Here is a 22135-nt window from a genome sequence, read left to right on the forward strand (position 1 = left end):
AAAATTCGCGGAGAGCTGTTTTTGCTGCGCCCCTGAGGGGTGCGGCGCGTTCTCAACTGCCGCAGCCACGGTGAATACAATGGCTACGATCAGAGACTCGTCGGTCTCCTTCGAGCAGACCGACACGCGATCCGACGAGATGAACAGTACGATCAAACAGTGGATCGACGACCTCGTCGCCGGCGTCGACGACGCGCAGGCTAGCGCGGAGTTCCAGGAGTGGCTTGACGTCCAGAGTCGCTTCCACGACTACTCGTATCGGAACACGCTCCTCATCAAGCGGCAGTGTCCCGAGGCGACGAAAGTCGCCGGCTACCGGACGTGGCAGGAGGAGTTCGACCGTCACGTCACGGAGGGTGAGTCGGCCATCTGGATCTGGGCGCCAATCATCGCGAAACAGTGCCCGGAGTGCGAGAACTCGCCGAGCTACCACGAGGAAAGCGATTGTGAGTACGACGAGACACCGCCCGAAGGGTGGTCCGAGGGGCTGGTCGGGTTCAAGCCCGCGCCGGTGTTCGACATCTCCCAGACCGAGGGCGAACCGCTTCCCGATCTGGACACGGAAGCGACTGGGGACGCCGGCGACCTCGTCGAACAGTTGACTGCCGCCGCTGATGAACTCGGCGTGACGGTGCGAATCGTTCCAGCCGAGGAGTGGACGCACGGCGAGGCGAAGGGCATCTGCGAGCAGCTGAGTCTCGTCGATATGCAACCGCGGGTTGAGGTGCGTGATCGGGAGAATGAGGCCGACCTTGCGCGGACACTAATTCACGAGTACGCACACGCCCTGCTCCACTTCGACGTCGACGACGACACCGAGCGGGCGAAACGCGAAGTCGAGGCCGAAGCCGTCGCCTACATCGTCGGGCGGTACTGGGGGCTGGATACCAGTGGGTCGGCGTTCTACCTCGCTGCGTGGGAGTCGGACGATCCCGAGATCGTTCGCGACCGTCTCGACCGGATCAGTTCCACAGCAGAAGAGCTCATCGACGTGCTCGAAGACGGCGTTTGAATCCTTAACCAACGCACGGTTCCACACCCCAATTCCGTTGGTTAAGTCTGCTCGTCTCCGTCGTCCGCGGCAGTCGCAAGGCTAAAGCAGGCCCGTGTTTATACTCTATGTAAGAAACGCAGGTATGAGCGCCATAGAACAATCGCAAAATATACGCCAGGGCCTCTCGACTCGAGAAAGTCGACTCCTTGCACGACTCGCTGGCGCGGGTCACCAGATCATCTCCGTCGACGACATCGAGACGACGCTGGAGGTCCCCCCAAACACCGCCCGCGAGATCGCCTCCCGGCTCACCGAGAAGGGCTGGCTCGGCCGGCTCTTCCCGGGCACGTATCTCATCATTCCACTCACTGCCGGCGAGGAGGCCGTGTACACCACCCACGAGTACCTCATCGCCGCCCACGTCGCCGAGCCGATGTACATCGGCTACTACAGCGCCCTCAGCCACCACGGGCTGACCGAACAAGTACCTCGGACGGTGTACGTCGTCACGCCGACCCGAGCGCAAAGCAGGGAGATCCACGGCGTCCCGTACCGCGTCACGACAGTCACTGAGCAGAAATTCTTCGGCTGTGAGCCGACATCGGTCGAGGGCACGACCGTTCAGGTCAGCGACCTGGAGAAGACGCTGGTCGACTGTGCGGACCACCCCGAGTTCTGTGGTGGCCTTCGGGAACTCGCAACCGCGATGCGCACCGCCGACGACCGGGGTTGCGACTGGGACACAGTCGGCGAGTACCTCGAGCGCCTCGACAACGGCGCGGCGACCAAGCGGATCGTCTACCTCGCCGACCAGCTCGGCATCGGCCTCCCCGCCCGCGAGGAACTCGTCACGTCGTTCACGAGTGGATACTCGCTGCTGGACCCGACGCAGCCAGAAACGGGCTCGACCGACAGTACGTATCGCCTCCGGATCAACATCACGCCAGCCCAACTGGAGGCGACGGAGTCCTAACCGGATCACTCGCGAAGCAGAGCACCTGGCTACCTGATGCCACTATTTATTTATACGTCGTTGCACAAAATCAGATAGTGTCTGAAATGGCGAAACAGGATATAACGATCTGTATCGATGCGTATCCCGACCCGGACGCCGACGTTTTTCGCATCGGCGCCGCGGACGACATCCTCCGCCTGCTCGCTGACGCCCACGACACGGAGTTCTCGATTCCCGAACTCGTCGACGCCACGGGTGTGACTCGCTCGACGGTCTGGCGGGCCGTCGACCTCCTCGACAGTATCGGTGCCATCCAGATTCGAGAAACACCTCAGCGCAACTACGTCGCGATCGACCCAGACCGTCTCCAGAAGGACGATCCGATCCTCGCTGTCCCCCAGTCGGAATTCCACGCGCCGATCCGAGCATTCGTCAACCGCGTCCAAGCCACGACCACCGACACCGACGACATCAACGATCTCCTCGGTATCGTCATCTTTGGAAGCGTCGCCCGCGGGGAGGCAGACCGACAGAGCGATATCGACTGCTTCGTGGTCGTCGATGGCGACCGGACGACAGCCCGCCAGCAGATTACCGACGTCGTCGCCGATCTCCAGTCCGAACAGTTCGGCGGTGACCGATTCGTGTTTGAACCGTACGTCGAGTCCGCAGAGAGCGCTGGGAGAGCCGGATCGAAACTCCGCGAGATCTTCGCCGAGGGGATTACGGTATCCGGGAGCGACCGCCTCGACGCGCTCCGCAAGGAGGTCATCGCCGATGAGTAGTACGCGCATCGAGACCCTCATCGACGAGGTCCAAGCCGCATTTGATCGCTGTCCAACGGACATCGAAGCCGGGCTCGATGTCGAGGACGCCGCCCTGCTCCAGCTGCGGAAGGCCTGTCGCTTGCTCGCCGGCGCTGAGTCCCTCCAGGATGCCAGCTACTATACGCTCGTTATCGAAGCGTCGTTTGTCGCCATCGAACGCACCGTCGAATTTCGGCTTCTCGAGCGCGGCACGATGCAGCCGGATGGTCTTCCCGGCACGCATCCTGGTGTCTATCGGGAGGCTGCAGCGGCCGGTGTCTTCGGGGAATCGATAGCCGCGGACCTCGCGGATCTCTGGCGCGACCACCGGGCCAAAACGTACTATCAGGACGGACTGGCCTCTGCAGCGCGTGCCGACGCGATGTACGAGCTCGCCACCGAGATTCATGCATACGTTACTGGACGGTCTCGACAGGGCCACGAGTGCCTCTGCGGAGAGACGACGTAGCGAATTCGGTCTGCCAGAAGACGACAGTAGGTGAGTCAGGTTAACCAACGCGGGAGGTGATATCACGAATCTGTTGGTTATGTTTTTGCGCCCGCCGAGGGGCGGAGGCGCATTCCGACCTCCGTCGAATGATGACTGAGGACTATCTCACAACGATCCTTGAGGAAGCCGAGCACGTCGCGGAGCAGCACGACCAGGTCGCACGCACGGCGGACAACCAAGCCCACGAGTGGCTTCGATACGCCGTCCTCCGGATACTCGAGGGGCAGACAGACCACCTCCCGACGAACTGGACGCCGACCGACGGCGTCACGGTCGGCTACGGCACCGACGACGCGATGTTCGACAGCTGGGGCTCTAACGAAGACTGGTGGGAGACCGTCCCGCCGCAGGAGGCGTGTACACGCTTCCGGGTGTTCTTCTCGGACGACCACCAGACGGTTCCCCGTGACATCGTCGACGTGATGGCCGCGCTCGGTGCCTGGCGCGTCTGGACAGGGAGCGCAGCCGCGTGCGGTTCCTACGATCATCGCGAGCGCCGCGAGGTCCACTACCTCTGGCCGGAAGGCCATCCGGTAGAGGAAGTACTTCACAAGCGGCTCAGTGGCCCTGCGGAAGCCGTCGCGCCGGACGGAGGCCGAACGGGCGACGTTCGCGACCGACTGGTCGTCGACGAGAACGCAGAGTCACAGGACGATCTCGAGCCCCGCACGAAGCGTGCTGTCGCCGAAGCGATGGACGTCTCACTCCTCTCGAAAGGTGGCCGCTACGAGGTACAGTCCGCGTCCGGCAACAGGTACGAAGTCGACGTTATCGATGAGTCGTGTACCTGTCCCGACTGGCAACAGCGCTCACCAGAAGGCGGCTGCAAGCATCTGCGTCGCGTCGACCACGATATCAAACGAGGCCGCGTCCCCCGTCCAGATGGTCGCCTCCCATCACAGCTGTGACCCCCGCCTTCTCACCACCAGTTTAACCGGTTCAAGCAGTTTACTTCAGAGTAAACTACTTAGGTAGATTTGGTCGAATATTCTGCTATGGATGACAGCCTTGGTGACGGTGCCGAGACGACACCACGGGAACTCCTCCACTTCATCACCCAACAGACACGGTTCACGCTGATCAACAACATCCTCCAGCACCCCGACCAGCTTCCTTCGATGTACGAGCTCGAGGAGCTCAACCCCAGCGTGAGCGAGGCTACCGTGTACAAGCACATCCAGAAACTGATCGACGCCGGCATCGTCAAGGAGGTCAGCCTTGATGATGATCAGCGCCGGCAGGGGTATCCCTGGAAGTTCTACGGGCTCACGGAGGTGGCTCGGGAATTTCTGAAGACGCACAATCTGCTCGCCGCCGAGGAGACGCTGCAGCAGATTTACGACGCCATTTCCGACAAGCCCGAGAAGATGGTCAAGTACGAGAACGCACCCCGTCCAGCCGACACCTAATCACGTCTCCGAATCTGGAGCGAGGGATCTCAGGTCTAGATCGTCCTTGAGCTTACTATTACAGTAATTTATTTGACTGTTCCCAGAATATTGGTACCTGCTAGATGTACGAACCGTTTGATGAGACAGCTGCTAGAGTGTTGCTCGCAGTTAATCCTGGAGATTCTATCCGAACGGTAGCACAACATCTCCACAGCCCCTACGAAACGGTTCGACAGACAGTCAATCAGTTAGAGGATGCAGGGTATCTTCGGTATGATGACGGATTGTTCCTGACCAACGATCGCGTCGTTGAGGCGGCACGAGACCTGCTGGCCACGAGTGCAGCCGTGAACCCACCGTCCATCGAAGAGGCGTATGTGCTCCCACAGTTTGGTGATTGGCCCTTCGCTTTTACACGAGTGGACGCTGTCTACGTGTGGACCCAAGGCGGCTATCAGGTCAGTCGCGATCCCGACGATTATCCGCTGTTTCTTGCCGTCCTCGAGGAGGATGTCGACGCCTGGCAGTGTTTTTTCGAACGATTTGGAATCCCGACAGGATTTGAGCGTCGACCGGAGGACTCGTTTGAAGGCCCTCTCCAAATCGTCCTCAACGAGCATTCAGTGCTCAACCCCGACCACGTCGAAGGATATCCAGTCATCTCTCGGGGCGAAACGATAGCGTTCATGCAGGAGCATTATGCGACGTTTCAGTCGGCACTTGCTATGCTCGATCGTATGTACGACGATCTCGATCTCGACGTTTCCTACCGTGAGTCAGAGAGAAAATGGTCGTGAGCTTCACAGCACCAATTGAGTTATCGACCTCCGCTACGGTGAGGTTTCTTTGATTGCCGCCGGTTTGACATCGACAGCGTCCTCCGGTTGCTATTTGTGAATAGTTTGCTATTCATACTCTTCAGCCCGTGACGGAGCGCTATCTGATTAACCAACAAATCTATGCCGGTACGCACTTTGTTGGTTAACACGAGGCGACCGCTGATGTCTTACGAGCCACCCAACCCGCCGGCGGAACTCCCGACAGACCTCGTCAATAGGCTCAACGAGTCTTCTTCTGAGCAGCTCCAGCACGTTGCCCGCTACGCTGAAGAGCTAGCTGAGCACAAAGCTCGCGAGGCACGTCTCGAAGAGGACTCAGATGAGAACGAAATCGAAGAGCGTCCCGACGATCTGCCGGACGACGTCCCGTCGAAAGCGACGATCACGATCAAGGAGATCAACGACAACCGCTACTACTACTGGCAGTGGCGAGAGGGAGACAAAGTCACGTCCAAGTATAAGGGGCCAGTCAATCCGGACGAATGAGAGGGCGATTCGTCCGTTTATAGAGTTCCCACACCCCGTGTGCTATTTGATTTTGGTGCACTTGGAAAAGTTGTGACTACACACCCCTCGTCCAGAGTGAAAACAGTGGGAACGAGAAAGAATTTGAGATTAAATTAAGCCGATAATAGTCGATAGAGCCGTTTTTACGCACGAACAGTCGAACAGGGTTCCACAGTTGAAGCATGGTTTTCTATTTGAGACAGACCACACCCCTGATCACGAGTGTATCCACTGATAGGTTCTCATCACACACCCCGTGTGCAAAGTGTAAATGTGCCGTATTCCGACGATAGAGAGTTATTGGGCTGGTTTTGTATATTGAATATGGCCTACAATCCGTGGGATGACACAGACATACTGGACTCCGTGTAAGAGATGAATTGAGTAACAAGTCGAGCGGGAACACCCCATGTGCAAAATGAAATTCGAACGGTGAACATCAAGAGAGCCGGAGACTGAACCGATTTTCACTTCGATGACGGGGGGATGGTCGACCCTGCGTTTACACTTCGATGACGGGGGGTGTCAGACGTGCGGCTTGCACTTCGATGATGGGGGGGTGGAACAACTAAGTCCAATCACAGATGCGCAAATTCACATGAGGGCCGCCGATTTTGCGTTACACATCGATGACGGGGGGTCTTCCACCAGATGTACTTCGGTGATGGTCCTTACTGACGATCCGTGAAACAGCTGAATTCACGGGAAATATTGGATACAACGGGCGAATAAACATCGACGAGGGTTAATCTTTTTAATGCTCCGGCGTACAGCAGACATATGGCCGGTAGGGATCAAGAAGGGGCGGATCAATCCACCCTTGATGAAGGAACTAGTTCTACATCGGATGGACAGCAGTTAGAATCCGCCCGTGAGGATGCTGCCGGAGACTCAAGTCAAAATCAGGAATCGACTGAAGAGAGCCCTCAGCGGTCGATTCGTGATATGCTCGATGATGAGGGGGAGGCATCAGTTTTCGTCAACCGGGACCTCGTCGAGCCTGACACCATTATCGACGAAGAGCGAATCGTCGGCCGTGACGACCAGCTCGAGTCCGTCGTCTCGTTTCTGAAGCCGACTCTCCAAGGAAATCGGCCGCCGAATATGCTGCTGTACGGTCCCGCAGGGACAGGTAAGTCACTCATCATCGGGGCCGTCACGCAACAGATCATCGAGCTCTGTCAATCCAAAGGCGAACGTTTCGGCGTTGTCGATATCAACTGCCAGCCAATCAATACGCTCGATCAGGCCGTCTACGAACTCGTCCAAACTGTCGCCCAAGACGTTGGTACTGAAGTCGGAGTTCCAGAGACCGGCGTCTCGACGAAGCGCAAGTACCGACGTCTGTACGAACTCATCAACGAGCACTACGATTCAGTCATCTTCATTCTCGACGAGATCGATCTCTTGGTTGGCCGGCGCGAAAACGACGAACCCGCATACTCAAAGCTTCTCTATCAGCTATCACGGGCGAGTAACACGAATGAAATCGAAGGCCGCGTGTCCGTCGCAGCGCTGACGAACGATCCAAAATTCATGGAAGACATCGACGGACGTGCCGAGAGTTCATTCAATCCACGTGACGTCTACTTCCCTGACTACGACGCAAACCAGCTGCGCGAAATTCTCGAAAATCGACGCGATGCGTTCCGTCAAGATGCTCTCGAGGACGACGTGATTCCGCTCGTGGCGGCGTTCGCTGCACAAAGTCACGGTGACGCACGGAAGGCGATCGACTTGTTCCGCGGTGCCGGTGACCTCGCAGACGAACGGAGAGAGGAAGTGGTCACGGAGGACCATGTCCGAGAATCCCAGGAGGAGATTGACAAAGACCGGTCGCTGAAGCTCGTTGAGGGGCTTACGACACAAAAGAAGATTTCACTGTACGCAACTGCAGCCGTTGCGTATCACTCGAGTCGGACGGGTAGTTCCGTCCCAAGTCCGGTTGGATTCAAAGTTTATCAGTGGGTCACGAACGAACTCGATGCGGACCAGATGACTCGTGAAACGTACGTCAAATATGTCAAAGAACTCTCGACGTACGGGTTGATTTCAACATCCCGGAAAAGCCGCGGCCGAGGCGGCGGAATGTATATGGAGTTCACATTCACGGGTGATCCTGAAGCAATGATGACCCGGATCGTCGATGATACACGCCTGGAAGGAATAGCCCAGCAGGAAGAACTCCTGAGTTCAGTCGTGAATGCTCAACTGAAAGAATTTCACGAGGAGTGAGGTCCGGTCGAGCATCCGATGGAGAACACACCCCCCGTGTTCGATGTGTAAAGTCGAGATAGGAGCGGGAGAGAATTCGAGAGAGTCCTGAACTGGGATCGGTGAGTCAGAGAACACGAACCAGCCGCTTCCAAACCGGATCCTCCTAACGGACTGAAAATGAGATCAAGCCACGAAGTCTCGTGACCCCCACCCCCCATCATCGATGTGTAAACAGCAGGGGATGGAAGGGGGAACTCACGTGGAGCAAATCACGAAAGTCGGGATTTACACCACGAGACGGTTGAAAACAAGGAAGATCGTGTATGAAGACGAGAAGTGTGGTGGAGCCATTCGTGTTCGGTTAGTCGAAGTTTCACTTCTCCTAACCTTCACATCCAATTCCAGTACGGTTTCGGTTATAACGCACTGTATATAAAACTTCTTCAGACAATATGCATTGCTTACGAGAATATAGATTCGACCGCTGAGGCGTCCTCCTTCGTGTTTGTGGTCTCATCGCCGGTTTTTGCGGTTCTCCGCTCGTCACCCCCCTCCCTCCTCTCATGGTTTTACACATCGATGACGGGGGGAGGGAGTGTGACCGTGGTTCTCTGTTGGAAAGTATTCGCCGATCGGTCACTAGAAATCGGTTAACTCTGGCTCACGTCTCCCTGCAAGCTCTTGTTGAATCTCCGTCCGATCCCAGCCAAGCGGTGCCAGCACACTCTCGACCGCTCTGACGAGTTGCGTCTCGTAGTACGACGCATCGTACGACTCTACCTCTTCGTGGGCCAACGCGACCCGCTCTCGCGAACTCTTCTCGTCGTCGACGACCACGTACTCGATGTCCTGTCCTGGGTGGATGGCGAGATCCTGGTCCCGAGCCCGCTTCAGCGCCGCCACGTTCTGTGTGTTCTGCGTGTACCCTTCCAGCGGCTTGGAGACACGATTCCGTTCGACGAGCTGCTCGACCCAACGCGAGGCAAGCAGGGAAGTTACGACAGTGAGTATCGCCTCCGAATCAACGTCGACTGGGAGAGACTCGATTCGATGGAATCCTGATTCCATCCGGAATCTCGAGTAAACGGCGTGCGCTAATCTTGGAGCGTCGCGACCATTCGGCCGGTTTCCTCGGCCTCCTCGCTCCGCGTAATCCCGTATGTTGCGAGAGCTTCTTCAACCGCGTCGTCCAGACTCATTGGTCAAGCGAATCTTGGCTCTGTCGTCTGATAAAGTCTCGTACGAGTTGCGTATCTGCTTAGCTACGCTCGGTTTCACGGTGAGCAACATCAAGACCGAGGTCATCGTACATTCGGTCAAGCATCTCCAGCGCCGACTGGAACTGGGCGTAGTTCTCGCGCATATACTCGATCGTCTCGGCTCTCGGGATCACCGGGTAGCCTTCAACGTGCTCGATGTCGAGTGACGGGCGTGGCTCGAGGACGACCTGTAGCGCACCATCCAGTTCCTCTCGGGGCCGGCGCTCGAATGCGGACGGGAGGTCGAACGACTCGAAGAACGTCTCCCAGGCGTCGACGTCGCGGTCACGGACGGCCAGGAACAGCGGATAGTCATCGGGTTCGCGACCGACCTGGTAGCCGCCCTGAGTCCACACGTAGACGGCGTCGATCCGCGTGAACGCGTATGGCCAGTCACCGAACTGTGGGATGATGTAGGCCTCCTCGATGGAGGGTGGACTGATGCCGGCACTGGCAGCGACGAGCTCGAGCGCTGCGTCTCTCACGCGCTCGTCGACGACTGTGAGACCATCATCGTAGTGGACGTAGCCTGCGTCTTCCAGCCGATTGACGGCCTGTCGCACCGTCTCGTAGGGCGTGTGGAGGTGTTGGGCGACACGGCGGATGGAGTCGCCACTCTCGATGGCGAGGACGATCTGCGCCGCCGTGTCGTCGAGTACCTCGTACATCTGGTAGTTACCAATACTCCGGTAACAGTTAAAATAGCAGTAGATTCGCTATTGTACAGGCTAATCTTGGCTAACACACCGACATAGACCTGTTTGGTAAGAGACGCCCGTGCCGTAGCGAACAGCACAGTCCGATTTTGAGATGCTCAAACCAATCTCAGCCACCCAACATAGGTGTGTCTCACCGGCGAGATCCATTCACCGTGGCTACTATGTCGTCTATAAACGTCGTGAGGAGATCAACAGGGTCGCGATCAGCGTCCTCCACCGGCGGTTCCCAGAGTGCGACATCGAACGCCTGGGCGGCCGATGCGTCCCCTTCAGTAGCTGTGATCATAAGAATAGCACTCCGATAGATGACAATCGTCCGGGTGTCGTCGACGTCGAGATACTCGATCCCAGCTGCCTCGAGCGCATTCGGAATATCCACACCCGTATCCAGTCGACAGTGTTGCACCGGCTCATCGTCATCCGCCATAGCAGCTGCTACTCCCTGTCCGTACAAGTATACCCGGTCCTGTGGCGACCAGACGAGCGAAGTACACGGTTCCCAGCCAGGTCAATATTCCACAAAGATGTCCACCCATCCATTCTCGGTCGTAGTCCGAGGAGTTACACAGGCCCCCGGAGAACACACGATTATGGACCAGACACCCGACGCGTTCGCTGCTGCGCTGGCCTCGGGTGACACCGATCGTGTGAATCGTGCGATCAACGAGATCGAGGATCTGGATCTCCAAGAGCGAGCAGCTCTCTTCGAGGACTGCTTCGAGCGGTGTCGCGAGCTCTACGAGAGTGGCGATGGGTATCAACGCCAGTCTGTCGTCCGTTTTGCGGCCGCGCTGTATCCACGACTTGCGTTCCGAACAGTCGGCACCGAACTCACTGATGAGGCATTACCGGGTGACTGGACACTCGAGGAGATCGAAACCCACCGCCGCCGGCTTCGCGAGTTTTACCTGGAGGCTCTCGTCGACGACGATGGACGAGTCCGACGCGCCGCAGCCAAGGCCCTCAAAGAGCTGGCCGTGACGGCAGAGCTGATCGGCGCCGATGACGAACTACAGACGATGCTGACGGAGTTAGAGACGCTGGCCGAGGACCACGACAATGAGGCCGTCCAGAAACACATTGACCAGGCGTACGAAAACGTCGCGTTTCACGCGGAGAAGCCGGGATCGCTACTCCCTGACGCCTTTCGAGACGCGCTCGAATGAGTCAGGTCGTGGTGCCGCTACGTTCGGTTCCAACTCAAGAAGGAGAATTACAGAACTCAGTGGTCTTACCAAACCAATATCGTGGTTGAGGGACCTCTGTTTGGTAAGATAGCTTCGAAGACCCATTCGTTTTCAATCCAGCTGATCGAGTTCTCCCCGCCGTTCGCGATGCATAATTCCGCCGGCGAACCGCCGCAGTTTGGCCACGAGTTCGTCCTCAGTCTCGTAGGTTTCGACGCGCAAATCCCACCGGACGGACGCCGACCGGATCATCGCACTCGTCACGTCATCCTCGTGGACGAAAATCAACCGCTCCCCGTAGGTTGCCGCGAGGTTTTCGAGAATACTGCCGGCCTCTTCGCCGACGCCAAAATTGTGGCCAAGAAACGGCACCACGAACGCGGTTGCGTTGCTACAGCGTGCGTACTCAATGCTCTGGGTCACCGCATCCACGTCGTCTGTGTCGATGTCGACGTCGAGTGCGAGAAACGCATTCACTCCCGGGTCGGTTCGAAGTTCCCCTTGTACACGTCGTAAGAGACCCTGTGCGGCGTTGATGTCGTCCTTGCTCCTGAAGAGCCGGCGTAACGGCCCAGGAAGATCGTCGACGTCGATCTCGCGACGGTCCTCCTCGCTGAGGACGTAATTGAGGTTGAACGACTTGTACGGCCCCATCAGATAGAAGAGAAACCGGTCGTATGTCACACGCCCGAGCCGGTCAGCGATCAGCTCGCGCGTGATTTCGACGGGCATAGCCGGTCCTATTCAGCAAGAATATATAAAAGACGGTGTTTTTGAGAATTCTCGGCTTGACAACGACTAAGCGTCTCCGACGCATAGCGTGACGTACGATGGCGACGGATCAAACGCGGACGATTAACGGCGACGCCCCGGACGATCCGGCAGATCTGCTCCCCGAGGAGAGCATTCTTAGCCTTGAGGAGTACCTCGATATGCACGCGGCTGTCGGTCACCGCACCCGCTATGAGATCCTCTATCGGCTCGTCCACAGCGGCGAGATGAGTCCGAAGGAACTCGAGGACGCACTCGACATCGACGACAGTACACTCCACTACCATCTCAACAAGCTCGTCGACGTCGGCCTCGTCGAGAAACGCCAGCGCACGGAGCGCGGACAGGACGGCCTGTACACGTATTATCGAGCGACCGTTTTCGGCGAGGTGACGCTCACTGACGGCGTCGACGAGTTGATCCGAGGTGAGCAGGCCTTCGAAGAGATGTACGACAGTTCGACCGCTTAGCCGCGATACCATCGCTACTGTTCATACGCGTTTGACGGGCTTCCCATTCAATACCGACTGTTTCAGAAGCTTATCAGCGGCTCGCATTCTTACCTAACAAATCACGTCTCCTCTAGTCAGTCTGTTTGGTAAGATTCTGTGCAATCGTAGTGAGAGGCCCACCACTATCGCAAGTGAAGTGCGTCAAAGGAGAGTCAAAGGTGAGTATCTCGGCAGACACACCACTGCTGCAAGTGAAACTGATTGAGAATCGTAGATAGAGCCGGTATATCTCCGGTCTTCACTTGCAAAAGTGGTGTGTGGTTCCCACAGATCGATGGCAATCTGGAAAGACACACCCACCACTGTTTCACGAATTTGGCGAGAGTGTCGATCAGAAGATCGGGGAGACAAATCTTCAAGGAGACACCGTCAGTTCACGAATTCTGTTCCGAGCCAGAAGGAACGAGTTCGGACAGATCCGCGAGACACCCACCACTGTTTCAGGAATTAATCTAGCTGGAAGAACATTACACTCCAGAATCAGATTGAGTGCGTAACTCGAAGCTGAAGTTACGAATGGCCTCGGGACCCCCACCACCGTTTCAGCAATTCCCGTGGGAAAGGGTGGAGTCGGTCGATTTTAAATCAAACACACGATACAGTACAAGACACGCTGGCTAGCCGTTGGGTACTTGCCCACTCTCTACTCTGGGTGAATTCCTGAAACGGTGGTGTGGGTGTGATCTGCCTATTTCTATTAGAACCTCCCATTCAGCGTCACGCGAAAGATCTCCGACAAGACGTCCCGGACATCTTATTCAGCAGAATACAACACGGCCAGTCCGTACGTCGATTGTCTTGCGGTCTCTATACGTACTGCTTCAAACTGACCGAAATGAGGACTCCCCCCTCCGGTGTTTCCGAAGCTTTGCTACCCCTCCACCATTTCCGAAGCTTCCACTATACAGCTCGACTAGCCTTACCAAACTCCTCAGCACTATTGGCTCAACTCGTTTGGTAAGACACTCCTAGCGATATACGCTCTCACTCTACTATTTTCGGAGTTTTAGGACAATCCTCACCCTCCGTCGTTTCCGGAGCTTTTCAGGAACTCAGTACCACGTTAGAAAACACGAAACTCCGATTCAGTAGTCGGAGATATCGGACTGGAGGATATTGTTATCGTCGGCCGTCGACTCGATGATGTTCGCGAGTTCTTCGAAGCGAGTCGTCGACAGGAGGACCTCGAGCACGGCTTTCAGCGGAACGTCAAGCTCATACTCGTGATACCGGCCAGCCGAGAGCCCCTCATTCCGTTCATAGACGCTGATGAGCCCGAGCATATTCATATCCGAGAGGTGGTCGCGAACACGGCGCTCGCTCACGCTGTCGGCGTCAAGTCGGTCGCAGATCTTCACGTATCGTTCGTAGAGATCGCGAGAGCGGATGGGGACGTCATCGAGCGCCTGGTGGTACGCGAGCGCACAGAGGACGGCGTGTCCCTGTGTCGTGAGTTCCTGCATCCCCTCGTAGAGTTGGTTCTTTTCGAGCTCGTCCTGGGCGTCCCGGACGTGCTCCTCGGTCACGGTGTCAGAATCGGCGGCTTGCGCGAGCTCGCCGGCCTCACGGAGCAGTCGGATCGCCTGCCGGGCCGATCCCGTGTCTTGGGCGGCAAACGCCGCACAGAGCGGGACGACATCTTCGGCGAGGACATCGTCGTGGAACGCTTTCTCGGCACGTGGGTTGAGAATCGAGCGTAGCTGATTCGCGTCGTATGGGGGGAAGAGAATCTCCTTTTCGGCGAGTGTGTCCTTGACCTTCGGCGAGAGGTTATCCCGGAACTGGAAGTCGTTGCTGATGCCAACGATTACCGGGCGGACGTCGTCGACGTAGCCGTTCGACCGTGCTCGTGGGAGCCCGTAGAGGATGTCGTCGGAGTGGCCGATGTTGTCGATTTCGTCGAGGACGATTACGACGGTCCCACCGAGCGCGTCGAGTTCCTCGTAGAGGATATCGAAGACGCGTTGCTGAGAGTAGCCGGTGGTACTGATGCGGTCCTTGTCCTGGCTTTCGCGAAGTTCGTTGACGAGGGCGACGGCGACCTGGTAGGACGAGGAGAGGTTCTCGCAGCTGACCCAGACGGTCGAGAGATCGACGTCGTCGTACTCGGTCGCGTCGTTCTCAAGATGGGACAGCATAAACTTCGTCGCCACTGTCTTCCCCGTTCCCGTCTTGCCGTACAGAAAGATGTTCGACGTCGGGCGGTTATCGATGATCGGCTGGAGGGCTCGTTGATATTTCTCGAGTTCCTCGTCCCGTTCCCGGATATCCTCGGGCTCATAGGAGTCGTCAAGTGGTTCGGCATCAGCGAACACCTGACGGTCTCGTTGGAACATCCCCATGATAAACCGCCACACGGGACGATATCATAAAACCACCGCTTCCTAAGTTTCCGGAGCGTCCGGAGCTCGGTGACTTAAAAGTGATAGCCACACCGACGGTTCCGAAGCTCTGTTTCTTTATAACACCCTCTCACTCCACTGTTTCCGAAGCTATCGAAATGACGTGGGGCTTCCATTGAGCAGAGACACTATACAAGACAAAAGAACTAAGTCACTTACCGTAAAACAGTAACCGCAATACAGCAAAAACAACACTCTAGAAAAAGAATATGTTTAGAGTGGAAGGACAGAACTCGTGGAGCGGATCGTCTTCTCGGCAATCTCTGCCGTCTCTGTCGTGGTCCCCTTCCTTCCCATGTGGATAGCTCCGGAAATGGTGGAGTGAGGGTTCGCGTTATTGGTCGTCAGCAAAAGCTTCGGAAACGGTGGAGGGTTCGTGGACTCTATCTTCTCCGATTTGTCCTGCGGCTTCTTTCCTCGAACGCCTCTCAGCTCCGAGTCAGTTCAAACTGCGTGGCAGGGCGAGTGTGTCTTCATCGTGGTCAGCGACTCCTTGGACGACAGCCGTCACTGTGTACGTCACATCATTCGGAACGATTGGATCAGCGTCACAACCATTAGCTCCGGAACCGACGGAGGGGTAGCTCAGCCGACGGATCCGTCTCTTCCGCTGCTACTAAAATCGCGATAATCACACGATAGCGTTGACCTCAATGGTGTTTACTTCGGAAACGTCGGAGGGTGTCTCCGAATCTTACCAAACATTTATTCCTTAACGGGGCTTAGCGTTTGGTAAGACAATGCCGACACGGCCACCAGCTCCAGAGGGCCTGCCGCAATATCTCGTTGAGGGCGTCCCGAAGCAGGACGACACGGATTTGCGTGCTCTTCAGGACTGGATCGACGATCTCCTCGAGTACCGCCAGGATGTTGCCGCTGAGGATATTGACGCCGGCGAGGGCGAGTCGATTGAAGCTGTCGAAGAATCGGGTGGTGGGACCGTGGTGATCAAGAAAGTCAGCTGTGGCAAAGACAACTGTAAGTGCCAATCCGGGGCACTGCATGGCCCCTACAAGTACGTCGTTCGTCGACAGGGGGACAGTCTCGATTGGGAGTACAAAGGGCCGGTCACGGAGTGATACAGACAGATAGCGCATACCTCCGTCTTAGGGCGGAGGTCAAGCGATAGGTATAGTGTGCCAATCCACGAGTCCCGCCATTACTGGATTTCCTACGCTTCACCGAGGGTATTAAGACACCGACAAACCATAGTGTGCAACACGGATGAAGACCACACGGCACGCGACCTACAACCTCAACTATCACATAGTGTGGTTGCCGAAGTACCGCAATTCGGTACTCGTCAACGAGGTCGCCGACCGTGTGCGAACCATCCTTCACGAAATCGCCGACGACAAGGGATTAGAGATCATTGACCTGACCGTTCAACCCGACCACATCCACCTGTTCGTCAGTAGCCCTCCGAAACACGCCCCCTCTCTTCTCGCCAACTGGTTCAAGGGTATTTCGTCACGGAAATACAACCACCGCTACGCCGACGACGAGGGCGAGAAGATTCGATGGGAACGGGGCTACTACGCAGGAACGGCGGGGCATGTTTCCAGCGAAACGGTGCAAGACTACATCCAACGTCACGAGGAAGGCGACCAATGACCGAACTCACCAAAACGCTGGAACTGAAACTGGTGGACCCGAACGCACACAAACGGCGGAAACTCCGAGAGACGCGAGAGGCGTACCAGCACGCCCTCCAAGACGCCTTCGACGCTGGGTGTACCACCCAAACCGAAGCAAACGACGTAGTAGTCAACTACGATCTGAGCGGGTACGCGAAGAACGCGCTCAAGAAGTACGTCCCGCAACTCACGACGACGTACAACGCGGGCGAACTGCACGACAACCACCCTGTCCGCTTCACGAACGAGGGGCTACGGCTGGACCACAAGCCCGAGAACGCGATCGAGTGGTACGTCAAAATCCCACACCACGAGGACTACCAGCTCTGGATGCCGGCACAGCCAAACCCCGACCAACGGGACTGGTTGGAGGCGTTGAACGCTGGTGACGCGGGGATGGGTGAGAGTCGGCTGTTCCAGCGGGACGGGACGTGGTATCTCCACGTCACTGCCACCCGCGACGTGGAGGTCTGTTCCAAGGCATCCGACGACGAACGGACGCCTATCGGAGTGGACGTCGGAGAAGCGTCACTCGTCACGGTGTGTCACCGCGACGACCACGGTTCTCCGACTAGCCCCGAACTGTGGGCCGACGAAGGCAAGACCGTTCGTCGGCTCCGCAAGACCTACTTCACCGCTACGCGACGGCTCCAAGAACGCGGAAGCAATCGTCTCGCCGAGTCGTTCGGTGACAGCCTGTGGACCCAGATAGACGATGTGTTCCACCGTGTCACCCACGAAGTCGTAGAATACGCTGAGTCCGTCGAGAATCCCGTACTGGTGCTGGAAGACCTGACGTACATTCGGGAGTCGATGGACTACGGCGAGTATATGAACCGCCGTCTCCACGGCTGGGGGTTCGCCAAACTCCACGCACAGATACGGTACAAGGCCGCCGAGAAGGGAATTCCCGTCGAGACGGTGAACCCGCGTAACACCTCAAAGGAGTGCCATGCGTGTGGTGAAGTCGGGTATCGCCCGAAGCAGGCGACGTTCAAATGCACGAACGACGACTGCTGGATGGGCGAGTACCAAGCCGACGTGAACGGAGCGATAAATATCGCAGACCGCTACCTCAGCGGAGAGAGTCGTTCCAGAGAATACCCGAACGACAATGACTCGGCTGAGGATGGGGCGCATTTGACCGCGCCACAAGACAGCCAAGCCGATGCTGAAACCCAGCAAGCGACGCTTGGAACGTATGCGTCTTGAAACTACAGGGCCGTTGCACTCGGCCTGAAATTCCGTGGCGGGATTCCCGCGTCTTCAGGCGCGGGAGGAGGTCAATGTCGCACGGTTCTTTCCCGTCATGTACTCGAGTTCCGCGAGAGACATGAGGTGGGTAGGATGACCGAGGAGTTCTTGGACGATGAGCTGTCGAGTATCCTGCGAGAGCAGCTCAAATAACCGCTGTTGCTCTGCGAATGGATTCGCGTCCCCGGTGTCCATAGGTAACTGAACGAGGAATTAGCATAATAATTCTCTGTCTGTAAGGGGGTGATCGACGACTGTCTTCGCTCTAACTAGTTAACAACGCAAGGGTGGTATTTTCTGATCTGTTGGTTGAGTTTTCTGCGCCCGCACAGGCGCATTCTGACCTTCGTCGAATCATTAGCCTTCTAAATTAGAGCTCAGAATATTATCGTACAGACTATTATAGTTCTACCTCTAACTTCGAAACACGTATGTTCTCCCCACCACGACTGGGAATATGGACCAGTTCGTCAATCGTCTCGATGAACTCGATCGGTTGCAGGCCCTCTACGAGAGCGACGCTGCAGAGCTCGCCATTATCTATGGGCGCCGCCAGATCGGCAAGAGCGAACTCGTCCGCCAATCGATTGCCGACCGCGACGATGCCGTATACTATCAGGCAGTCCAAGGAACAGCGACGACACAGCTCAGGCGATTCGTCGAAGCAGCAGCGACGACCTATCCCGACATCACGGCCGTCAAAGAGGAATGGGAACCGCTCTTGACGTATCTCACCGACAGAGACGCCATCATCGTTATCGACGAATTCCCGTACCTCATCGAATCGAACGAGGGGCTTCCGTCGGTCATTCAACACCTGTGGGATACCGCTGTCGACGAGAGTCAGGCGACGCTCGTACTCACAGGCTCTGCAATCGGTATGATTCATACCCACGTCCTCGATGGCGGTGCGCCACTCTACGGCCGGGTATCTCAGACACCGAATGGCCGTCTCGAACTCGCCCAGCTGCCGTTTCGCTCCATCCAAGAGTTCGTGCCAACGTACGATCCCGAAGAACGGGTGTTCGTCTATGGTGTCTTCGGCGGCACACCCCGATATCTCAGCCCACTCGATCCATCACAGAACCTCGGAGAGAACATCACGCGGCTGCTGTGCGACCCGGATGGCCCGCTCCACGACGAGCCTGAAACCGTCCTCCAGATGGAACTCAACGAGGTAAACACGTATTTCTCCGTACTGGAATCGATGGCCAGCGGGAACCGCAGTCGAAACGAGATCGCCCAGGGAGCCGGCATCGAGAGCACCAACACGTCGTACTACTTCGACCGGCTGGACACGCTCCAGATCATCGAGAAACACCATCCAGCACTCGCCGACCCGGCACGCAGCAAGCGGACGCGATACAAGATTCAGGATCCAGTGTTCCGGTTTTACTTCCGGTATCTCTACGGCCGCGGGGGGCAGTACGAACTTTACGGCGAGGACGCTTACGCGGATCTCATCGAACCGGAATTGCCCGACTTCGTCAGCGAAACGTTCGAATCGCTCTGTCACCAAGCGGTGCCGGCGCTCTATGCAGACTATCAGCTCACGCAGGTGCCACGCCAGTGGTGGTACAAGGGCCGAGAGGTGGATGTCGTCGCCCCAACTGATGAGTCAACGCTGATCGCTGGCGAAGCGAAATTTACCAGCACTCCTCTCGGCTATGACGTGCTTTCGAATCTCGAAGACGACGTGGAGCACATCGACTGGACACCCAATGGAGGTGATGAGCTGACATATGAATTCGCCCTGTTCAGCCGGTCTGGCTTCAAACGCTCCGTTGAGGAAGCTGCAGACGAGCGTGATGACCTCCGGCTCTTCGATCTCTCCGATATTGTTGCCATTCTCGAGAGTGAGTAAACTACCCCACCCTACTTCGCTCGGTCTGATGACCTCGCTTCGTTGCGGGTTCCGTCAGACGAGGTCTGACTACGTGCAGGCTGTGAGCCTGCACTGGGGCTTTCGCGTGGACTCCCGCTCTGGCCGGAATCCCCGGCAGGAGGCTCATACTCTCCATTTGCGTTCAACATCCCGCGATTCAAGCGCACGCCTACGGGTGCGCCTCCGCCGTCTCCAGTTTGGTTACGACGGAGATACCGCAGTCCGATGTTCTTGGCGGCGTTGTAGTCGGCGTGATTCTCGTAGCCACATTTCAGACACGTAAAGTCCTCGCCGTCGCGGTTGTCCGGGTGGGTGAATCCACAGTGTGAGCAACGGCGTGACGTATTCTCCGGGTCCACTTGCTCCACATCGATGCCGTGCACCTCGGCTTTGTATTCAACGTACTCGTACAACCGCTTGAAGGCCCACTTGTGCCCCCACGAGGCACCGGAGAGACGGTCGCGGATGCCCGTCAACTCCTCGAAGGCGATGACCAGACACCCGGTCTCGACGGCTTCTTCGATGATACCGTTCGCAATCCGGTGAAGCATCATCTTGAACCGTCCCGTCTCTTTGCGCCCGACTGCCTGTATGTTCTCGTGAGCGTGACGTGAGCCACACTGCTGGAGTGACCCACGGCGCTTTTCGTACTCGCGCCGCCAGTGGTCGAACTCGTGGCCGCTCCAGAAGGTGCCCGTCGACGTGACAGCGAGTTGGTTCACGCCGAGGTCAACGCCGAGGACTGTGCTGTGCCCGGTCGTTGCCTGCTTCGGCGTGTCGGACTCCATCTCCGTCTTTGTGCGAAGATGGAGGAACCACTCACCGTTCTTGTTGTGGAGTTCTGCGCTCGTCACTTCGTAGTCATCGTTGTCGAGATACCGGCTGTGAGGTGTGTCGCGGTCTGCATCGGGAAGGACGTACTCGATTTCGATACGTCCGTTTACAGTTGCCAGCGATACGTACTCGTCGTGGAACGTGGCACACCGCTTGTCGTACACGGCGGTTGGGTTCGAGAAGTGCGGCTTTCCCGCGTACTCGCCCTGTTTCCAGCGAGCGACGACACCCCGTACGGCGTCGGCGGCCTTGTTGCGAGCGTTCTGGACGAGATTCGCGTGCAACCGTGTCTGGTCGCGTACCTCGTCGTAGGTTTCCTCCTGCAATTGAGCCTTGCTCGTGGTCTTGTAGTCGCCCTGCCATGCGTGGTCAACGACGTGGTTTGCGGCCCACAGAAACTCATCAACTGTCTTTCGGAGAAGTGCGGCGTCGTCGCTGTCCACATCGAGTTTGACCGGGACAGTGCGCCGCACCTCCATACGTCAGATGTGTTCTTGGTGATTGATTACCGTTGGGGAGAAAGGGCGGCAACAGTTCGTGGACTGTAGTGGGGTTGACGGCTTCCTCTCCGGCCTACTCGCTCGCTCCTTGAGGCCGGAGGTTTCGCCTCGAATACGCTGAACACGGTCACGCCCAGTCGTGGGTTTCCCAGCCCTCGTAGTGTTTCAGGCGGCTTTTGATCTCAAACGGTTCCCAGTCGCACTCGTGGTAGAGGACATCGGCTAGGTGACCGAACTCGCTGTTGTCGAGTTCGATTCCCCGATTCCCTTGATTCGTGATGTAGGGCTTGGACCGCAGCTCGTCGAAGACGTCGCTGGCGGTGGGGTAGTCACTCGTCTCGATAGCAGCAATAGAGAGGAGGTTCTCTCCAACGATAGGCGAGCCCCACCGATGCTCGGCTATCATTGCTGCAAGGAGCGCACATTTCACCGACGGCTTACGCATATCCCCCCTCTTTCTATGCCTCTTTGATAAGAGTGTGTTAATGCGTATTAACGCCTGGGGCAACAGTTATGTGTTATCACCGGTAAACCAGCAGTATGAGCGAGTCACCTCAGAAGCATCCAGCAGCGGAGAAGGACACCAAGGAAGCCCGCCTGGAGAATCCGAGCGGTGTCTTGTATCTCTTTCAGCACGAGAGTGTCCCAATCCTCATCGACGCCATTCTCACGCTCCCCCCGGGCCGAGAGTTCACCAAGACGGAGCTCGCGGATCATGCTGGCGTTACTCGGCAGACAGTGAGCAAGTACATCGACCTTCTGGTAGAAACCGAGATCGTCGAGGAAGTAGCGAACTCGTCACCCCGCCGGTATCAGGTCGCCAAGAGCGATGCCGTTCAGGAACTTTTCGAGCTGAACAGTGCGCTGAACGCAGCCGGTGAGTGAGGAGACGCTACCGTTCCACTGAGCTGCGCAAGAACTGTTTTATATTGTCTATAGGTAATCCTATAGTCTA

The 22135-nt window shown here is 57.0% G+C and carries 23 protein-coding genes and 1 pseudogene; 16 read left to right on the forward strand and 8 right to left on the reverse strand.

Features of this window, described 5'->3' with window-relative positions:
* Positions 1–79 precede the first annotated feature (79 nt).
* From NBT82_RS19860 to NBT82_RS19900, 9 genes are all read left to right on the forward strand, one after another.
* Positions 80–1012: a M78 family metallopeptidase domain-containing protein gene (locus NBT82_RS19860; protein WP_251331541.1), complete on the forward strand. Its 933-nt coding sequence runs from the start codon at positions 80–82 to the stop codon at positions 1010–1012.
* A gap of 124 nt (positions 1013–1136) precedes the next feature.
* Positions 1137–1967 carry a type IV toxin-antitoxin system AbiEi family antitoxin domain-containing protein gene (locus tag NBT82_RS19865; protein WP_251331542.1) on the forward strand — a complete coding sequence of 277 codons (831 nt, stop codon included), beginning with the start codon at positions 1137–1139 and terminating at the stop codon, positions 1965–1967.
* A gap of 86 nt (positions 1968–2053) precedes the next feature.
* A complete protein-coding gene (locus tag NBT82_RS19870; protein ID WP_251331543.1) occupies positions 2054–2734 on the forward strand; it encodes a nucleotidyltransferase domain-containing protein in 681 nt (226 codons plus the stop codon).
* Positions 2727–3224, forward strand: coding sequence for a DUF8154 family protein (locus tag NBT82_RS19875; protein WP_251331544.1), 498 nt, complete (start codon positions 2727–2729; stop codon positions 3222–3224). The genes NBT82_RS19870 and NBT82_RS19875 overlap by 8 nt, the downstream gene beginning before the upstream one ends.
* A gap of 131 nt (positions 3225–3355) precedes the next feature.
* Positions 3356–4174, forward strand: a complete 819-nt coding sequence (locus NBT82_RS19880; protein ID WP_251331545.1) for a hypothetical protein — start codon at positions 3356–3358, stop codon at positions 4172–4174.
* 87 nt (positions 4175–4261) lie between these two features.
* Positions 4262–4675 carry a MarR family transcriptional regulator gene (locus NBT82_RS19885; RefSeq protein WP_251331546.1) on the forward strand — a complete coding sequence of 138 codons (414 nt, stop codon included), beginning with the start codon at positions 4262–4264 and terminating at the stop codon, positions 4673–4675.
* A 104-nt stretch (positions 4676–4779) separates the two neighbouring features.
* Positions 4780–5454 (forward strand): MarR family transcriptional regulator, encoded by a 675-nt coding sequence (locus tag NBT82_RS19890; protein ID WP_251331547.1) that lies wholly within the window; start codon positions 4780–4782, stop codon positions 5452–5454.
* Between the two features lie 204 nt (positions 5455–5658).
* Positions 5659–5982, forward strand: a complete 324-nt coding sequence (locus NBT82_RS19895; RefSeq protein ID WP_251331548.1) for a DUF6788 family protein — start codon at positions 5659–5661, stop codon at positions 5980–5982.
* Positions 5983–6948: 966 nt separating this feature from the next.
* Entirely contained in the window at positions 6949–8238 is a 1290-nt protein-coding gene (locus tag NBT82_RS19900) for an orc1/cdc6 family replication initiation protein (protein ID WP_251331549.1), read from the forward strand.
* Between the two features lie 621 nt (positions 8239–8859).
* On the opposite strand, the pseudogene NBT82_RS19905 reads toward NBT82_RS19900, so the two are convergent.
* The 3 genes and pseudogenes from NBT82_RS19905 to NBT82_RS19915 form a co-directional block, all read right to left on the reverse strand.
* Positions 8860–9192 (reverse strand): annotated as a pseudogene (locus NBT82_RS19905) (type B DNA-directed DNA polymerase); the annotation flags it as partial.
* 286 nt (positions 9193–9478) lie between these two features.
* Positions 9479–10147: a helix-turn-helix domain-containing protein gene (locus NBT82_RS19910; RefSeq protein ID WP_251331550.1), complete on the reverse strand. Its 669-nt coding sequence runs from the start codon at positions 10145–10147 to the stop codon at positions 9479–9481.
* 181 nt (positions 10148–10328) lie between these two features.
* Positions 10329–10625, reverse strand: a complete 297-nt coding sequence (locus NBT82_RS19915) for a hypothetical protein (RefSeq protein ID WP_251331551.1) — start codon at positions 10623–10625, stop codon at positions 10329–10331.
* 163 nt (positions 10626–10788) lie between these two features.
* Between NBT82_RS19915 and NBT82_RS19920 the strand changes: the two genes are divergently transcribed.
* A complete protein-coding gene (locus tag NBT82_RS19920) occupies positions 10789–11364 on the forward strand; it encodes a hypothetical protein (protein ID WP_251331552.1) in 576 nt (191 codons plus the stop codon).
* Positions 11365–11496: 132 nt separating this feature from the next.
* Here NBT82_RS19920 and NBT82_RS19925 read toward each other — a convergent pair whose 3' ends face one another.
* Positions 11497–12117: a DUF7509 family protein gene (locus NBT82_RS19925; RefSeq protein ID WP_251331553.1), complete on the reverse strand. Its 621-nt coding sequence runs from the start codon at positions 12115–12117 to the stop codon at positions 11497–11499.
* A 98-nt stretch (positions 12118–12215) separates the two neighbouring features.
* Between NBT82_RS19925 and NBT82_RS19930 the strand changes: the two genes are divergently transcribed.
* On the forward strand, positions 12216–12626 hold the full coding sequence (locus NBT82_RS19930; RefSeq protein ID WP_251331554.1) for an ArsR/SmtB family transcription factor: 411 nt from the start codon (positions 12216–12218) through the stop codon (positions 12624–12626).
* 1127 nt (positions 12627–13753) lie between these two features.
* Here the strand turns inward: NBT82_RS19930 and NBT82_RS19935 are convergent.
* Positions 13754–15010: a Cdc6/Cdc18 family protein gene (locus NBT82_RS19935; RefSeq protein ID WP_251331555.1), complete on the reverse strand. Its 1257-nt coding sequence runs from the start codon at positions 15008–15010 to the stop codon at positions 13754–13756.
* Positions 15011–15810: 800 nt separating this feature from the next.
* Between NBT82_RS19935 and NBT82_RS19940 the strand changes: the two genes are divergently transcribed.
* The 3 genes from NBT82_RS19940 to NBT82_RS19950 all read left to right on the forward strand — a co-directional run bounded on the left by NBT82_RS19940 (position 15811) and on the right by NBT82_RS19950 (position 17919).
* Complete coding sequence (locus NBT82_RS19940) at positions 15811–16149, forward strand: DUF6788 family protein (protein WP_251331556.1); 339 nt, start codon at positions 15811–15813, stop codon at positions 16147–16149.
* A 145-nt stretch (positions 16150–16294) separates the two neighbouring features.
* Positions 16295–16684, forward strand: a complete 390-nt coding sequence (gene tnpA, locus NBT82_RS19945; RefSeq protein ID WP_251331557.1) for an IS200/IS605 family transposase — start codon at positions 16295–16297, stop codon at positions 16682–16684.
* Positions 16681–17919 carry an RNA-guided endonuclease InsQ/TnpB family protein gene (locus tag NBT82_RS19950; RefSeq protein WP_251331558.1) on the forward strand — a complete coding sequence of 413 codons (1239 nt, stop codon included), beginning with the start codon at positions 16681–16683 and terminating at the stop codon, positions 17917–17919. The genes tnpA and NBT82_RS19950 overlap by 4 nt, the downstream gene beginning before the upstream one ends.
* Before the next feature lie 54 nt (positions 17920–17973).
* Here NBT82_RS19950 and NBT82_RS19955 read toward each other — a convergent pair whose 3' ends face one another.
* Positions 17974–18156 carry a hypothetical protein gene (locus NBT82_RS19955; protein WP_345780719.1) on the reverse strand — a complete coding sequence of 61 codons (183 nt, stop codon included), beginning with the start codon at positions 18154–18156 and terminating at the stop codon, positions 17974–17976.
* 262 nt (positions 18157–18418) lie between these two features.
* Between NBT82_RS19955 and NBT82_RS19960 the strand changes: the two genes are divergently transcribed.
* Entirely contained in the window at positions 18419–19825 is a 1407-nt protein-coding gene (locus tag NBT82_RS19960; protein ID WP_251331559.1) for an ATP-binding protein, read from the forward strand.
* Between the two features lie 11 nt (positions 19826–19836).
* Here the strand turns inward: NBT82_RS19960 and NBT82_RS19965 are convergent, their stop codons facing one another.
* Positions 19837–21159, reverse strand: a complete 1323-nt coding sequence (locus tag NBT82_RS19965) for an RNA-guided endonuclease InsQ/TnpB family protein (RefSeq protein WP_251331560.1) — start codon at positions 21157–21159, stop codon at positions 19837–19839.
* A 148-nt stretch (positions 21160–21307) separates the two neighbouring features.
* Positions 21308–21625 (reverse strand): hypothetical protein, encoded by a 318-nt coding sequence (locus NBT82_RS19970; protein WP_251331561.1) that lies wholly within the window; start codon positions 21623–21625, stop codon positions 21308–21310.
* Between the two features lie 95 nt (positions 21626–21720).
* On the opposite strand from NBT82_RS19970, the gene NBT82_RS19975 reads away from it, so the two are divergent.
* On the forward strand, positions 21721–22065 hold the full coding sequence (locus tag NBT82_RS19975; protein ID WP_006183402.1) for a MarR family transcriptional regulator: 345 nt from the start codon (positions 21721–21723) through the stop codon (positions 22063–22065).
* Positions 22066–22135: the final 70 nt, after the last annotated feature.

Origin of the sequence: Haloplanus sp. HW8-1, from assembly GCF_023703795.1 — an archaeon.
GTDB lineage: Archaea > Halobacteriota > Halobacteria > Halobacteriales > Haloferacaceae > Haloplanus > Haloplanus pelagicus.